Source organism: Candidatus Protochlamydia sp. R18, from assembly GCF_000648255.1.
GTDB lineage: Bacteria > Chlamydiota > Chlamydiia > Chlamydiales > Parachlamydiaceae > Protochlamydia > Protochlamydia amoebophila.
Window position 1 is genome coordinate 1 of record NZ_BASL01000696.1, and the last position, 14,731, is coordinate 14,731.

The 14,731-nt window shown below is 34.7% G+C and carries 12 protein-coding genes and 3 pseudogenes; 3 read left to right on the forward strand and 12 right to left on the reverse strand.

From position 1 onward, the window contains the following. Nucleotides 1-339, forward strand: a pseudogene (locus TY19_RS05655) (IS1 family transposase); the annotation flags it as partial. A gap of 45 nt (nt 340-384) precedes the next feature. On the opposite strand, the gene TY19_RS12825 reads toward TY19_RS05655, so the two are convergent. The 12 genes and pseudogenes from TY19_RS12825 to TY19_RS05710 form a co-directional block, all read right to left on the reverse strand. Then, a complete protein-coding gene (locus TY19_RS12825; protein WP_079979242.1) occupies nt 385-693 on the reverse strand; it encodes an IS630 transposase-related protein in 309 nt (102 codons plus the stop codon). Beyond that, nucleotides 642-845: pseudogene (locus TY19_RS05660) on the reverse strand (transposase); the annotation flags it as partial. The gene TY19_RS12825 and the pseudogene TY19_RS05660, both read right to left, overlap by 52 nt. Before the next feature lie 242 nt (nt 846-1,087). Next, nucleotides 1,088-1,294: pseudogene (locus tag TY19_RS05665) on the reverse strand (IS982 family transposase); the annotation flags it as partial. Between the two features lie 365 nt (nt 1,295-1,659). Continuing rightward, nucleotides 1,660-3,471, reverse strand: a complete 1,812-nt coding sequence (locus tag TY19_RS05670) for an amino acid permease (RefSeq protein WP_042280848.1) — start codon at nt 3,469-3,471, stop codon at nt 1,660-1,662. A gap of 400 nt (nt 3,472-3,871) precedes the next feature. After that, nucleotides 3,872-5,833: a site-2 protease family protein gene (locus TY19_RS05675; RefSeq protein WP_042280850.1), complete on the reverse strand. Its 1,962-nt coding sequence runs from the start codon at nt 5,831-5,833 to the stop codon at nt 3,872-3,874. Nucleotides 5,834-5,881: 48 nt separating this feature from the next. Further along, the gene (locus TY19_RS05680; RefSeq protein ID WP_042280852.1) at nt 5,882-7,036 is read right to left on the reverse strand and encodes a 1-deoxy-D-xylulose-5-phosphate reductoisomerase; all 1,155 of its coding nucleotides are present in this window, start codon (nt 7,034-7,036) and stop codon (nt 5,882-5,884) included. Between the two features lie 83 nt (nt 7,037-7,119). Further along, nucleotides 7,120-8,130: a metal ABC transporter permease gene (locus tag TY19_RS05685; RefSeq protein WP_042280855.1), complete on the reverse strand. Its 1,011-nt coding sequence runs from the start codon at nt 8,128-8,130 to the stop codon at nt 7,120-7,122. Next, nucleotides 8,120-9,472 carry a metal ABC transporter permease gene (locus TY19_RS05690; protein ID WP_042280857.1) on the reverse strand — a complete coding sequence of 451 codons (1,353 nt, stop codon included), beginning with the start codon at nt 9,470-9,472 and terminating at the stop codon, nt 8,120-8,122. The genes TY19_RS05685 and TY19_RS05690 overlap by 11 nt, the downstream gene beginning before the upstream one ends. A gap of 1 nt (nt 9,473) precedes the next feature. Continuing rightward, nucleotides 9,474-10,286: a metal ABC transporter ATP-binding protein gene (locus TY19_RS05695; protein WP_042280918.1), complete on the reverse strand. Its 813-nt coding sequence runs from the start codon at nt 10,284-10,286 to the stop codon at nt 9,474-9,476. Between the two features lie 4 nt (nt 10,287-10,290). After that, nucleotides 10,291-11,301, reverse strand: a complete 1,011-nt coding sequence (locus tag TY19_RS05700; RefSeq protein WP_042280859.1) for a metal ABC transporter solute-binding protein, Zn/Mn family — start codon at nt 11,299-11,301, stop codon at nt 10,291-10,293. Continuing rightward, a complete protein-coding gene (locus tag TY19_RS05705) occupies nt 11,298-11,600 on the reverse strand; it encodes a DUF971 domain-containing protein (RefSeq protein WP_226988489.1) in 303 nt (100 codons plus the stop codon). The genes TY19_RS05700 and TY19_RS05705 overlap by 4 nt, the downstream gene beginning before the upstream one ends. Then, on the reverse strand, nt 11,597-12,457 hold the full coding sequence (locus TY19_RS05710; protein WP_042280862.1) for an Mrp/NBP35 family ATP-binding protein: 861 nt from the start codon (nt 12,455-12,457) through the stop codon (nt 11,597-11,599). Before TY19_RS05710 ends, TY19_RS05705 begins: the two co-directional genes overlap by 4 nt. An 845-nt stretch (nt 12,458-13,302) precedes the next feature. Between TY19_RS05710 and TY19_RS05715 the strand changes: the two genes are divergently transcribed. Both TY19_RS05715 and TY19_RS05720 read left to right on the forward strand, forming a co-directional pair. After that, nucleotides 13,303-13,800 (forward strand): hypothetical protein, encoded by a 498-nt coding sequence (locus TY19_RS05715; protein ID WP_042280863.1) that lies wholly within the window; start codon nt 13,303-13,305, stop codon nt 13,798-13,800. Between the two features lie 294 nt (nt 13,801-14,094). Next, complete coding sequence (locus tag TY19_RS05720; protein ID WP_042280865.1) at nt 14,095-14,649, forward strand: 2'-5' RNA ligase family protein; 555 nt, start codon at nt 14,095-14,097, stop codon at nt 14,647-14,649. Nucleotides 14,650-14,731 lie beyond the last annotated feature (82 nt).

A 14,731-nucleotide genomic window follows, 5' to 3' on the forward strand; every position in this document is an offset into this window, starting at 1 on the left:
ATGGAGTTTTGTAGGAAATAAGAAAAATGATCAGTGGTTATGGCTCATCTTGCATAAAAAAAGTCGCCAAGTGCTTGCTATGCAAGTGGTTCCTCGAGATAAAAAAATCGCTGAGCTTCTTTTTGCAAACTACCTGAATCATTAAAAAAAGCCCTCTGTTTCACTGATAAATTTAATGTCTATTATGAAACCATTCCTTGGAGTCAACATCAAACAGTTAGCAAGCAATCTGGTCAGACAAACTACATTGAAAGATTTAATTGTACTCTCGGGCAAAGACATGCAAGACTTGTAAGGAAAACACTTTCATTTTCTAAAAAACTAACTAATCACATTTAGTTAATAAAATACTTTATTTGTGATTACAATAGACAATTGGGAGCCTTACCTATTTAGCACTACCCTTTTTAAAGTGATTTTAAGCCTTTTACAAGCATAAAATATAGAGGAAGGGTCTACATTAAATTCTTTCGCTATCTCTTTCAAATAACTATCAGGAGGTTTTTTGATATAGCTCTTTAGTTGGTCATGATCAATTTTAATTGGACGTCTTTTCCTTGGTTTGTCTTCTAAACATCTATTCCTTTGGCGCTTCAGCCAGTTAAAGACTATTCTTAATGCTACACCGAAAACTTGTCTAACTTTTTCTGCAGATTGCTCCAACCACCGTAATCTGGAGGCAAATCCCTCCATGGAGCTCCCGTTCTTAATATCCAAAATACTGCATTGATAAAAGTCCTATTATCTCTTGCTATACCACCCCAAGCCCCTCTTCTTCCTGGCAAATGAGGTCCCAGTAAATTCCAAACTCTGTCGGATATATCATGTCTTCTGTGCACTTCCATAAGATGCTCCATTGATGAGCGTAGAAGAGTAGCACATTTAAGCATTTATTTTATTTCTCGTGACTACACTATCTAGACAAATCATCCACAAAACAAAACAGTTTGATCCTCTCTATCTCGTTCATTTTGGCCTCTTTGCTTAGTTTTTGTTCTGGAAAACAAAATCTTCTAACAGAAAAGAGGCCTTTTTTCAACAAAGATCCCTCAAAATATAGCCAGAAGATAGATTACGTTAAACTGGCGTAAAAATTAATGTAGTTATAGACATGTTTGAAAGTTTTGTCATTTGACTGATGAAATAAAAAGATGATGGTCATCATTTCAGCTGGAGTTAACACAGATTCTGGACTCTTTTTGTGCTTTCCAGATTCTATAAAGTGTTTTTCCCATTCTTGCTTGAAAGTTTTCCAGAAATCATCAATTGTACAATAGAGTTCAGTCACATCCATTTTTGACCTCTCATGATTTAAGTATGATTGTAGTAAACAATGCTTTTAAATCATGTTGAGGTCTTTTGTCATTCAAATCTTATGTAAACTTTTAAGCCTAAACACCTAAATCCAAAGTTCAGGTTATAAGATAAAACAAATTAGCTTCACGAATAAGGAACGGCGGTCTTCAAAAATCCAGACGAATAGGATTAATTTGAGGAGCGAATTACAAGTGGATCATATTTAAATAAGAAAATCTGATAAAGATGTTTCAAACAAGAACCATTTAACTGTAGAGTTTCTTGAGAAGAATCAAATTCTAGGATTAATTATCTAAAAATGGATTTTACAAAAAAATACTTATTTAAATGGATATCGAAATTTTAAGAGATAACTAAAAGGTCAATATTGGGGGTAAGAACTTCAGAAACTTCTTGCACAATATTACCTCTGAGCATCTGTAGCAACGTACTGTGTCGCGGCCTACCTAAAATAACTCTAGACACTTGTAGTTTTTCGGCCATATCGACAATTGAGTTAACAGGTGAAGCACTCACAACATAAAAAAATTTAATTGTCATTTCATGAGAGCTTTCTTTTGCATAATCAAAAATTCGGCAAGCCTCATGATCATCAAGCCAAGTCCGATTTTTATCTTCATCTGTCACAATTTTTTGTTCCCTAATAAACAAGATATAAAGAGGTTGCCCCTGTTTTTTGGCTTCTTGAAGAGAAAAATTTAACGTTTTGCCTATAGTTCGAACAGCACATAAAATTGCTCCATGATGTAAAGAAGCTCGCGTATCATCAGTGTATAGTGAAGCATGCTTTAGGGTTACCTTTTTTGATGCCCACTGTTTTTGCCGATGTTCAATCACCAATGCACGTAACACTAAACCAACTGCCATGATATAAATCGCAAAAAAGCGAGCGTTAGGTTTATCTATCAAAAGAGTGATTTCAATGATAATCATCACAAAAAATGTTAACGACATGAAACTTCTCTCCCATTTACTCATGGGAATTGTGGAATCATAAGCATTAACACCTAAATTAGTCGCAATGGCTCCTACAAATCCCACAGCATAAAGATCTGCTAAAGCAGCAACATCATGTACAAAAATGAGAACAAACGAAGCAGCACCTGTTGCAATTAAGAGTGGAACAATAGGAACTCCAAAGGCATTGAGTTTTTGAAATACAGCGGGCATTTCTCCATCACGAGACATCACAAACATTAATGAAATCAGTGCATTAATAGCTGTATTAACCGCAGAAAGGAGCAAAATGGCAAAAGCTAAGCTAATAGCATAACCAACAAAATAACCAATCGACTCAGATCCCCATTGATTCGTTACAAAATAATTTCCCATATAACGAAGCATCGCATCACGAATATTGGTTCCATCAGGTGTCACAATATGACCATCAATAAACTGTAAATGTGGAATTGCATTCATGGCAAGGCCAAATAGACCTGTAAAAAGGCAAACTTCGATCATGACCCATAAAATAGCTTTTTTAGATGTCTGATGTACTGAAGGATGAGCATCTGTACTGCCTAAATCAAGCTTCATCACACCTGTTGTATTAGCAATGGCCTCTACACCTGATAATGCAACAATAATTCCCACAAAGCTATTCCAGTTTTTGAGAATCCCCCCTTCAAGAGGTTTGATGGAATCCACCGCATCTTTCAAAAAAGGAAGAGACAAAAGGGCTAAAATAAGAACTGTTATAAAAGTAAAAACAGCAATTCCTAAGGCAAGATTACCTGTATGGCGCGGCCCAAAAAAATTAAAAGCTCCAATGCATACAATAGAGCCGATTGCCCAATAAGCGGGATGCTCTACACCCAAGTATTCAAAACAGGATAAAGAACTTAGTCCTGCAGTAATGAGATAATCAGCAATTAAAAAAAAAGCTCCTATTAGAGCCAATACTTCCGATTTTCTTCTCGCTGAAGCATAAACTCCCCCTCCTGTGGGGCTAAATTTACAAATCGTAATATAGTTAATTCCTACAAAAGCAATTAACATACAAACAGCTAAAATCAGCCAAAATGAACTATAACCTGCTATCGCAAATGCCAATCCAATGACATAGGCTTTACTTGTTCCCCAGTCTCCATATAAGAGAGCTGCTGCTTGAAAGGGGCCAACGTTGCGAGGTCTTTTAGTAATTGATGTTTGCATGATGATATTTTATCAAGTTTAAAAAATTTTATCATAATCAAAAAAATATTGATTTGAAGTTTTTTTTACACTTTTAAGTTGAAAATTGCAGCTGATAAAGGTTTTTGCCAATACCTCTTTGACTGATTAGCCCTTGATGTGCTCTTTTTAAACCTTTTCCTTCTGTTAACGTGTAATCTTTAACCGTAAAAATCGATAGACTAGGATTAAAAAAAATTGATTTGTTTTAAATTATTAGCTTATTCCCCATATATTCAGCATAAAATGATAAACAGTAGGGATAAAAGCTCGCGGTTTTCCCACTTTGAGAAACCTTGATTTTTGAATGAAAAGTAAGAGAGCAAGTCGATTTTAGTGAATTCAAAGGCAAGCCATTAAGGCTTGCCTTTGAATATGGATTCTAATGGAAGAAAGTATGAAGAAGTCGACTTAAATCATGATAAGTTAGAAAAATAAAAAATCCGATTAACAAAATCGCAAATGGAATGATCAATTTTTCTATTGTTTTAGATTTTAAGCGACGCCCTGTGATCAATTCATAAAGAGCAAAGCAAATAGTTCCTCCGTCTAATACTGGTAAAGGTAAAAGATTTAAAAAGCCTAGATTCAAGCTAATTGCTCCTAACCAAAATACTGCTTCTTTCCAACTAACCATGGAGTGATCATGGACAACTTGCACAATCCCAATCGGACCGCTCATCCATTTCGGATTTAAAGATCCTGTAAATAAAGCTTTCAGGGTATGCCAAATTTCTTCGAATACCTTGTTAAATAAAACTAAAGGATTAGGGTTGTAATTAACTGATTTATCCTTGACAGCAGGTAGTCCTAAAAGTAGTTGATTATCTCTATTTTCAAGTAGAAGTCGGGCATGGGCTCTTTTTTCAGGATCTTCAATACTTTCAATTTCTTTACGTTGCGCTTCTAATTCTACAATAAATGCGACTTGACTTTCTTCATTTAAATCAAAATTCTTTCGCATTTTTGGTACAATTGGGTCAAGCAAATAAAGGTTTCCAATAGATTTAGGTTCATTTGTTAAACCTATTTGAGAAACGAGTTTTTCTAAATCGTTTGGGTTAAATTCTTCATCAAAAAGCTGATCAGCCAATTTCCATGAAGGAACTAAAGCAGGCTGTTTCGAACGCTCGACAATCACATTGACTCGTTTTTGTTGTAGTCGAGATAAAATTTCAAATGAATAGCTCACTTGAATACCGTCTATGGCTAAAATAATATCCCCTACTTCTAAAGGAGTTTCCAGAATTGAAAACGGATTAGAAGGAAATGCTTCTAACTCTTTTTCCTTATCGATAAATTTCACAAAACCTTCCACTACACATTCATTGTTAAGGTTGTAAGGAATCGTAAATAGTTTTTGAATTTTTGTTCCGTTTAATTCTGCTTCAAATTGCCAATCGATCAATTCTTCCCTTACTTCTGAATCCAGCTTAAGTTCTTCCACACGAATTCTAGGGATACGACGCAAAAGTGTTTCTTGTCCGCGTTGGATAGTCACCAATGCCTTAGAATCATTTAAAACATGAGAAAGTTGTTGAAGGGAATAAACTGGCAAGCCATCTATCCAAACAATTCGATCGCCATATTCAATTCCGCTATATTTCATAGGAGACCCTTCTGGCAATGGATTTTCTTCTCCATTAGAGAAACGATCATACACAACATAATTAGCAGAATTCAAAATTCCGGCTGTCAAAATGTCTTTTTCAAGAGCACTAGGATGAGGATATGTTTTGACAGTATAACGAAAAGGAATTTTTCCTTTTGTCATAAAATTGACATGATTACCAGCTATTTCAATATCACTCGTTGAAGTCATTGGAGCTGACAAATGGTCTTTTGAGCCTTGAAAAATTTGTCCGTTGTAACTTGTAATTTCATCACCAGGTCGAACTCCTTTTACATATAATTCAGATTTCGGATCTATCCAACCAATTTTACTAGTATATTCACTAAATTTTTTCTCACGCCCGCCGGCCAACCAGAGTGCACTAAAGGCTAACAATGCAAATACGATGTTCACGAAAGGGCCCATAAAAGCTACTTTAATTCTATCCCATGGGCTTTTTCCAAAAAAACCATCTTGGATGTCATAAAGGTCTTTTTGATCAGAGATATCCATGCCAGCAATTTTGACATAACCTCCAAATAACAACCAACCAACTTGCCATTTGACACCATCTCTTTCCCACGAATAAATAGGGCTTCCGAAGCCAATCGAAAAAGTCTCTACTTTCATTCCCAATCGACGAGCCATATAGTAATGGCCTAATTCATGGATAAAAATCAAAAAGCTTAAGCCTAGAATAGCTAAGATCACATAAAGAATACTGACAACCATAATAATACAAACCTTATATTAAAAACGGGTTATATCAATCGAAAATATCTATTTCGTTGATATTAGTTTAGACCTTGCAGCCTCTTCCCGAGCAAGAGCATCTACTGCTAAAATCGTTTCTAAAGAATCAACCGAAATCGCTGCATGTTGATTCATAAGTTTTTCTAATTGAATTCCAATATTTTTCCAGCTCAATTCTCCTTTTAAAAAACGCTCTACGAGCACTTCATTGGCAGCATTCATATAACACGGAAGAGTCCCTCCGCATTTCAATGCTTCATAAGCAAGAGCTAAACAACGGAAAGTTTTTTTATTGGGCTCAAAAAATTCTAATTTACTATTTTTCATAAAATCAAATGGCTTAAAGAGACCCGGAGCTCGGTCAGGATACGTCAGCGAATATTGAATGGGAACGATCATGTTTGGCTCGCTCATTTGAGCCAACATAGAACCGTCACAAAATTCCACAAGACTATGAATAATACTTTGGGGATGAACAATAACATCAATTTGTTCTGGCGATACATCAAATAACCAAAATGCCTCAATAACCTCTAAACCCTTGTTCATTAAAGTTGATGAATCAATTGTGACTTTAGGCCCCATACTCCAAGTTGGATGATTTAGAGCTTGCTCAACTGTTACAGTTTCTAATTGTTCTTGAGTCCAAGTTCTAAAAGGTCCTCCAGAAGAGGTCAAAATAATACGCTGAACTGACTTAAGAGCCTCTCCATTTAAACATTGAAAAATGGCGCTATGTTCACTATCGATTGGTAAAAGTTTGATGTTTTTCTCTTTTACTAATTTCATGATTATTGCGCCGCCAGAGACGAGAGCCTCTTTATTCGCTAAACCAACATCTTTTCCTGCTTTAATGGCTTCAATAGTAGGTTGAAGCCCCATTGTCCCAGTCATAGCGGAAATAACAAGATCTGCCTCAGAATAAGAAGCAGCAGCTAATAGACCTTCCATCCCTGCCAATACCGTTTTTCCTGGCAAACGCTTTTGTAATTCATAAGCCTTAGCATTATTAAAAACAGCAATAATATCAGGACAAAATTCTTTCGATTGAGCCTCTAATAAATCAATATTTTCTCGAGCAGCAATCGCGACGACTTTAATCCGTTCTTTCAAATGGCGAACCACTTGCAAAGTGTTTTTTCCAATTGAGCCTGTGCTACCTAAAATGGCAATATGTTTCATCTTCGATTCTTTTTTTAATATTTTGCTAGTATAGCAAGCTGTACGAAAAAGTCAATGAACCTCTCTTGTTATTTGATAATACACTACTCTGAAACAGAATGTCTCATTTTGTTATGCTGAACCCAACGAACAAACAGCCCTTGCTCAGGTGCTATAATTAAAGCAATGAGATAAATCATTAGAATTAAAGTAACGACAACGCCAGACGTGGATAAGGCTATTCCATAAACAGTTAAAATATGTCTTGTTAAAGCAACCCCTGAGCAAGCTGTTAATATGCCAATCAACACAGCATAAACCAGCAATGTACGAAGGCGATGAGTGAAAAGACGAGCTGTTAAAACGGGACCTGTCATAAAAGCTAAAACTAAAATGACTCCAATGGCTCGGAATGCTGTAATAGAGGTAATAGAAACCTGAGCCATTAATAAATAATTGAATAAGTTTGGAGAAAAACCGAGTGCAAAAGCTAAATATGGATCAAAAGTTGTCAACTGGAAAATCTTAAAAAAAACAGTGATCAAAATAAGATTAATGATTAAAACAAGATAAACCCAATAGATGTCTTTTGAATGAAGCGCATCAGCATTACCCATGACCGCTTCTGTCCCTATATGAGCATCTCGAATTAAAACAGTCACAAGAATAACTCCTAAAGCAAAAAAACTTGTAAAAACAAGGCCTACGCTCGCATCTTCTTGTAAACCACCTGTTTTAGTCAAAAACTCTGTTAGGAAAGCTGTTAAAAAACCAGTTACTAAAGAAGCAATTAACATGGCTTGCATGGTAATCAAACCATGCCCACTTGTAGATGCGGCCGAGCTAAAAAAATAAGCTAGCACAATTCCAATCAAGATTGTATGCGATAATGAATTAGCTAACATAGTCATCCGCCTGAGTACCAAAAATGTCCCAATCAGAGCAGATGATGCTGCTACACCAGATAAAACCAAGATTTGAATTTCATCAGACACTAAATGATCGAAAGGTAATTGCCCGATTATCCCTTGCATCAGTCTAACTAGCAATTGCCAAAAAAACTCCAAAAAATTTTTATCGTGGTATGGATTATAAAATGAGGTATTAAACAACATGCATCCCTTCCTTAGATGGAATAGGTTGTCTATGAGGATCGTGCTTAGGATCATGTAAAAGTTCAGTTAATTCTTTTTCTAATTCTGGAGTTAAAATATGTTCCATTTCTTCGGCATTATGGTGGACTCTTTCTGTTCGTGCCCCTAAATATTCCACTAAATAAACTTCCCATAAACGATGTAACCGTATAATTTTAGCTGCTCTTAATTGCCCATCTTGAGTCAGTTGATAAGTATTATCTCTATTAAACTGAATCCATCCATTATGTTTCATTCGATGCAAAACAAATATTAAGTATAAAGGCGAAGAAGGCTGATATTTGATTAACTGGTCAAAGCGAACAACAATGTCCGGACTCAACCTCCAAATTGTTTTCAGTAAATTTTCGCATGTGCATTCATAATGAAAATAACCAATTCTAATAAGCCGGATCAGTAATCCTCGTTCGGGAGCGAATAATAAGGCTAATAAACAAATAAACGAAGCCACAATGACAATCATAGGGCCTGTTGGTAACACAAGGCGTGAAGAAGGATAATAACTTGCAAGTAAATCGGTTATTTGGACAGATAGATAATTGCCCAAGAAACCGCTTAATAATCCAAAAAATCCTGAAAGAATGAGCATCATTGAAAATTTGTTTGTAAATTGTCTAGCTGCAACAGCCGGGGCGACAAGCATCGCCGACATCAAAACTACACCCACAGACCTAATTCCAATAATAACCGTCAACGTAAGTAAGATAAAAATGAGAACTTCAATTGTCCTAACGTGGATACCTAAGCTTTTTGCATATTGTCTATCAAAAGTTAAAATTTGTATTTCTTTATAAAGCCAACTAATTATCGTAATAACGACTAGCAACAAACTCCCATAAACCATAATATGAATATCTGTCATGGTAGCGGCTTGACCATACAAATAAGTGGAGATCTGTTTATACAAAGATGTATAGGTGAATTGTACTTCGCTTGTCAGCATCAATCCCACCCCAAAAAAAGTCGAAAGAACAAAACAAAGAGCTGCATCACTTGTCACTTTTATTTTTTTTTCGAGGAATTGTACAAAACCCACTCCGACTAAAGAGGTTGTAAAAGCTCCTGTTAAGGTAAACAAAGCTAAACGTAATTCATCGGTTTCTTCTACTGAAAAAAAACCTGCTAACAAAATTCCTATAATCACACCAGGATAAGATGCATGGGATAACGTTTCTCCTGCGAGAACTTGTTTTCGTAAAAAAATCACAACTCCAATCATGCTTGCCGTTAAACTCATTAACATACAACCTATCGTTGGAGCTCGTAAAACAGGATCAATGAAAAAAGAAAATGGAGAATACACGTTATTCCTTAGCCTGAATTTTTAATCCTGTTTGTTTTTGTAACGACAGTTTTAAAGCTTCATCAAATAAAGCATAGCTTTTCCCATAGGTGGCATGCAAATTTTGTGGAATAAAAACATCTTCGACAGGTCCACAAGTAATAAGTCTAATATTTAACATTATTACCCAATTAAAATAACTTTCTACAGTACTTAAATCATGATGAACAACAAAAACCGTTTTGCCCTTCAAACGCAGCTGTTGTAATAATTGTATAATAACGGTTTCTGTAGTTAAATCCACTCCAGCAAAAGGTTCATCCATAAAATAAATATCGGCTTCTTGCAGCAAAGCTCGGGCTAAGAACACTCTTTGCTGCTGTCCACCCGATAATTGACTAATTTGACGATCTGCATAGGCGCTCATTCCTACAATATTCAAATAATGTTCTGCTGCAATTCGATCAGCTTCCCTTGGACGGCGCCATAAACCTAAACGTCCATAGCGTCCCATTAATACAAGTTCTTTCACAGTCACAGGAAAATCCCAATCTACAGATTCTTTTTGAGGAACGTAGGCAATCCGTTGACGAACTTGTTTTAGTGGTTGTCCAAAAAATTCTACATGTCCAGAAATAGGTTGAATTAGTCCAAGCACAGCTTTAATAAGCGTACTTTTACCCGCTCCATTTGGCCCCACAATGCCCACTAACATTCCTTGTGGAATTTTTAAAGAAATATCCCATAAAGCTGATGTTTTACCATAATTAACTGACATTTGAGTAACTTGTAAGGCTGGTAAAACAGAAACTGGGTTTGGTAAAATTTTATTCATTCCATCACTTATCGAATGAAATATTTTCATTCATATACCGGGTTAATATTTTAGCATTATACTTAATCATTTTTAAATAACTATCTCCATCTGAACCTGGTTTCCCCATAGCGTCTCCGTATAAAGGACAGCAAGCCATTTCTACATGAAGCCCTTCTTCCTGGCCAGCTTGAACAATTTTTCGAATAGAATCTCGACTCACATTAGATTCTGGAAAAACAACAGAAATATGATTCTTTTTCAGGTAATTAATAATCATTTTAATATCTGTGACACTTAGCTGACTTTCAGGAGCAAGCCCTTCAGGGGCAGCAAATCTTTTACTCCACTCCCCTGTTTCTCTTTCATTACCTTCAGCTAAATAAGCTCTAGTAAAATAATTAAATGCATCATGGCTCGTAACCATGAAGCGTTTTTCAGCTGGAATCTGCCCTAACATTTCTTTCACTTCTTCATGAACTTTCAACATTTCTTTTTGAAATTCATTGGCGTTTTTACGAAATAGGTCGGCATGTAAAGGATCTTGCTCGCTCAATCTTTCAACAATTAAAGGAATTGTTTTCAACCATAAAGAAATATCCATCCATAGATGGGGATCTTTTTGTCCATTGACATAAATAATAGCTGAAGAATCTTGCTTCTCAACCCAGTCTCCAAGAGCATAAGCTTTGGGATTTTCAACTAAATGATAATGTAAACTAGGTCCGTGCTCCAAACCAAGCCCATTATAGAAAACCAGATGAGCAAACATTAATTTTTCATCATCTCCTTTTACTAATTGGTAAGAATGAGGATCTAACTCCCCTTGAATGAGAGTGAATGTGTCAACTCGATCACCACCGACTTTTTGTACCAAATCATTAATCATCGCTGTTGTGCTTAAAACTTTGATTTTATCATTTGCATGGATCCATTGTTGGAACTCAGCGTGCCTTTTAGAATGTGTAACTTTAGAACAGCTTATTAATGCTAATAGTCCCACGAAACTTAAAACAACAAGAAGATACTGTCTCATTCTTTCTCCATTTGCCGAAGCATTTCAAAACTATAAATCCCCATGGAACATCCTGTATTGAAGTGAATTTGTAATGCATAACGACCCACATTGCGAATTGAAAAAGCTTTAACATCTTCCTTAACACTTGTAAGATTCAACAATCTATTCCCATTGTTTTTATTCCGACAATTCGCACACGGACATTTTTCTTGTAATTGACTCAAGCGAAATTCCTGTTTTTTTCCATCGCTCCAAATAATTGAAAAAGTATGATTATCTTTTTGAAGAATTTGCTTAATAGCGATAGGTAAATTCATATATGTTTCATTTCCTTCCAAACAAGCTCGACATTTGACAAAGTCGTATTCATTTGATTTTGGATAGATTCAACTTGTTCAACAAGCAACTGAGCTAATTGAATAAACGCTTGAGTAACAGCTTTTTCAGATTGAGAATCCATGGAGAACAAAGATTCCCCTTTATCCCCACAAGTTCCCACCAAAGGATCTAAAGGTATCTGCCCTAAACAAGGATAGCCAGTTTCACGAGCTAACCGCTTTCCTCCCTCTTTTCCAAATAAATAAACAGGCTCATTTGAATGGGGGTCTACATAATAACTCATATTTTCGACGATACCAACAATTGGTACTTTAACTTGATTGAACAGCGACATAGCTTTCTGCACATCTAAAAGAGCTACTTCTTGTGGAGTCGTTACCAATAAGGCCCCTGTTAAATGAGATTTTTGACTTAGAGTAATTTGAATATCACCTGTACCAGGAGGGAAATCTATCAATAAATAGTCTAGCTCACCCCAAGCTACCTGATTAATAAACTGAGAAATTAGTCTATTGGCAATAGGTGCTCTTACAGCAGTCGCTTCTGTTTCTTTTCTAAAATAAGCCATTGAAATCATTTTAATTCCGTTGCAGAGCGCAGGTTGAATGATTTCTCCTTTTTGAGAAGGTAAACGATCTTCAGGCAACATTTTTCTGATGGATGGACCATAAAGATCTGTATCCATGATACCTATACGATATCCCAGACCTTTTAAAGCTAGCGCTAAATTAACAGTAACAGTTGACTTTCCTACCCCCCCTTTTCCAGCTGCGATACCGATAGTCGATTTAATAGAAGCTAAAGATGGAATAGCTTGATACATTTCTAAAGGCATACCTTACTCCCATAAACAATCCGTTAATTAATTTTTTTATTCAGATGATCATGAAATATAGTGTAATTCATTGAATTTTGGTTGACTAGTAAAACTTATTCTCAAATATCTGAGAGTGTTTAAAAACTTTAATATTTTTAAGTACAGTTTCATTTTTTTAATTTGATCTTTCTTATTCATTCACTCAGATGATTATAGATAATTATTGCTTCTATGCTTAGTCAGGAATTATACCGTTTAATTTTGAAATTAGATTATTAGAAAAAAACAGTTTTTCTGATTAATTTATCTTGCGCAAAAATTTATAATTTCTTAAATTTTCATTAATAAATTAAAGAGAAGCAATAATTTGCTTCGATAGAGAATTTTACAAATCTATAACAGATTTTTTCGATTATCTTGACTAAGCTTCCATGACTTAATATTAGTCTTAGTCAAAAATCAATATCCAAAAATAAATTGTCTATTAAGGGCTAGATTTGTAAATATCTCTTTATTTCCCAATAAAAAAAGCGACAATGAAGTTATTCAATAGAAATAAGTTAATTTTTTGTACTTGTTTATTTAAAAATAATTTCAACAATATTCAAAAGTTCTTAAAATGATATTATTTGTTTTTTGATTTTAAACAATATTCTAATGAAGTTAATAAAGTGAATAGCAAAGTCATTTCGAATAAAATCTTGTGAAATTAATAACATGAATTTAATAGTGAATCGCTTATTTTAAATTTCACAATTGAAGCATTGATAAATCGTAACAATTATTGTTACAAAAGGTAATTCAAAATTACCAAAGGGCCTTGTGGCATTGGCCCGAATTTTAAACCAATATTGAGGAAAAAAATGGATAATAAACAACTCGAGCAATTAATTCAGACTGCTACAAAAAAAGTAGGTGGTAAAAAGGAAAATGATATATGTCATTATTTACCAATCGGAACCGGAGGTTACATCCACCACTTTACTATGCGAAAAATGAAAACTGAGAATCCCCAACAGTTAGCTGATATGATTAATAAATACATTATTAATTGCAGTAATCCTCAAGAAGTTACTCCAAAACCTCGTGCTGCTAGAGGCTCTCGCAAAAGAAGGGATTTATTTACTTTTTCTAAGCAAGATTTAGAAAGAATGCTTAATATGGCACGGATTGCTGGCGATAAAGAAATGGTCCGTAAATTGACACCTAAGAAAGATTTAAGAACAGTAAAAAGAGAATTGATCTCTTCTATCCGTCACGGCAGAATCGAACCAGAACTATGGAATATGTATGTTGAAGCGATGGCTGCACAAGCCAATCTAGCTACTATTCCCTCTAATGCAGCGCCTGCATCGATCTAAAAAACTCTCGTTTTTTCTCTTTTATCAGCCCTTGTTTTTGATAGGGCTGATTTTAAAATCTCATCCGCAAAAAATCAATCGAATGTTCATATATCAATAAGATTAATTTTTTTCTCTTTAATAATTTATTTACTTGGAAATCATTTTGATTATTAATAAATTCTTTTGATATCTTTCCGTATATCCCATTAAATCTAGCATTTTCTAAGACAAAAGCGAAAAAAATTTAAATAAAGTCATAGGTTTCGAATAAATAAAAGCAAATTTAATTTAATAATTTTAAATCGATTTGATATGAACTCTTATATATTAGCTATTAATATCCCCTCTTCTATTCAAAGGCACTTAGCTCAAATCTGTTATGGCATCCCTAATGTAAATTGGTTGGATTCCAATGAATTTTATTTGCAGCTTCGCTCTTTTGGACAGCTTTCTTTAGAAAAATTAGAAGAAATTCGAAAATGCTTAAATTCTCTTTTTTTTAATTCCTTTTCCTTGCAATTGAAAGAAATAGGACATGATCATTTTAAGTCTCAGCAGGGAACGATTTGGGTGGGAGCTAACCCACTTTTAGAGTTAATTGAGCTGAAAAATCAAATAAATAAGCTTCTTAAAGAGTTAAATCTTCTCCCAGAACGCCATTCAAATTTAAAAGTTTTTTTAGGTCATTATTATAAAGTCCATTCCGATAGATTGTTAGAATATTTGATGAATCACTTCTTGTTTCAAACACCTTTTTTCACGGCTACTAAATGCTCACTTCTTCTTATTAAAACAACAACAAAAAGAACTTTCATGGAAGTTATTGAAGAATACGAAGCAGCCTCGCCAGCAACAGGAGAAGATTAAAGAAGGATTGTTTTAAAATCGGAGGAATTTAAAAAGGAATTTAAAAAGAAAAACAAAGAGGCTTTTATAACCTCTTTGTTTT

What these genes read in the sequence shown, in the direction of transcription:
- TY19_RS12825 (WP_079979242.1), bottom strand. Translation starts at nt 693, where the DNA reads ATGGAGGGATTTGCCTCCAGATTACGGTGGTTGGAGCAATCTGCAGAA.
- TY19_RS05670 (WP_042280848.1), bottom strand. Translation starts at nt 3,471, where the DNA reads ATGCAAACATCAATTACTAAAAGACCTCGCAACGTTGGCCCCTTTCAA.
- TY19_RS05675 (WP_042280850.1), bottom strand. Translation starts at nt 5,833, where the DNA reads ATGGTTGTCAGTATTCTTTATGTGATCTTAGCTATTCTAGGCTTAAGC.
- TY19_RS05680 (WP_042280852.1), bottom strand. Translation starts at nt 7,036, where the DNA reads ATGAAACATATTGCCATTTTAGGTAGCACAGGCTCAATTGGAAAAAAC.
- TY19_RS05685 (WP_042280855.1), bottom strand. Translation starts at nt 8,130, where the DNA reads ATGTTGTTTAATACCTCATTTTATAATCCATACCACGATAAAAATTTT.
- TY19_RS05695 (WP_042280918.1), bottom strand. Translation starts at nt 10,286, where the DNA reads ATGAATAAAATTTTACCAAACCCAGTTTCTGTTTTACCAGCCTTACAA.
- TY19_RS05700 (WP_042280859.1), bottom strand. Translation starts at nt 11,301, where the DNA reads ATGAGACAGTATCTTCTTGTTGTTTTAAGTTTCGTGGGACTATTAGCA.
- TY19_RS05705 (WP_226988489.1), bottom strand. Translation starts at nt 11,600, where the DNA reads ATGAATTTACCTATCGCTATTAAGCAAATTCTTCAAAAAGATAATCAT.
- TY19_RS05710 (WP_042280862.1), bottom strand. Translation starts at nt 12,457, where the DNA reads ATGCCTTTAGAAATGTATCAAGCTATTCCATCTTTAGCTTCTATTAAA.
- TY19_RS05715 (WP_042280863.1), top strand. Translation starts at nt 13,303, where the DNA reads ATGGATAATAAACAACTCGAGCAATTAATTCAGACTGCTACAAAAAAA.
- TY19_RS05720 (WP_042280865.1), top strand. Translation starts at nt 14,095, where the DNA reads ATGAACTCTTATATATTAGCTATTAATATCCCCTCTTCTATTCAAAGG.